The sequence below is a fragment of the Candidatus Hodgkinia cicadicola genome (assembly GCF_002774925.1).
The window spans coordinates 1-769 of sequence record NZ_NXGO01000130.1 but is presented as its reverse complement, the minus strand read 5'-3'; the positions used below and the strand labels follow the sequence as shown (position 1 = coordinate 769).

At 29.5% G+C, this 769-nt stretch carries 1 protein-coding gene; it reads left to right on the top strand.

Going from position 1 to position 769, the window contains the following annotated elements; translation table 4 throughout:
- Positions 1 to 554: 554 nt before the first annotated feature.
- Positions 555 to 769 (top strand): cbb3-type cytochrome c oxidase subunit I (locus MAGTDC_RS03635; protein WP_278046991.1); only part of this gene is annotated, 215 nt, incomplete at its 3' end.

The following is a 769-nucleotide window of genomic DNA, read 5'->3' as shown; positions in this document are numbered from 1 at the left end:
ATTTTTTACCACGGGCCAAAAATAGAAGTCAAAATTTTACGAAATTGTAAAAGTGTATGCAGAGTATCGATTTATAAAGACTCTTATTCAAGAAACATATCTTTAGTAATGTGGAAAAATTATTTGTCTCAACACACCTTCCAAATGTCGAATCGTCTTCAAAATATTTTGTAAACTGTGACTGTAAAAACATTGACATACAGTTACCAGTTATGCATATTTTGAAAGACAGGCGTCTGCACATCTTTGGGAACATACATAAACTTACTAACTAGTACTAAATAATCTGTCGTTTAGGTAATATGGTTTTAAATTTAACAAAAAAAATCAATGAAGAAGTTGTTTTAGTGTTTATTGTATAGTTGTCAGCTTTACAATCAATGGAGAAGTTGTTTTAGTGTTTATTGTATAGTTGCCTGCTTTACAATCAATTGAGAAGTTGTTTTAGTGTTTATTATATAGTTGTCTGCTTTACAATCAATGGAGAAGTTGTTTTAGTGTTTATTGTATAGTTGTCTGCTTTACAATCAACGGAGAAGTAGTTTTAGTGTTTATTGTATAGTTGTCTGTTTTACAATCAACGGAGAAGTTGTTTTAGTGTTTATTGGTTTTATAAAATATTTAAACGAACATATAGTGAAAAATTATGTATATTGCATGCTGTTATAACATTTATAGCTTCAAACATAACATTTCTACCTCAACATTTTCTAGGATTAGCTGGAATGCCAAGAAGGAGTATAGATTACATCGAAGCTTATAGCGGTTG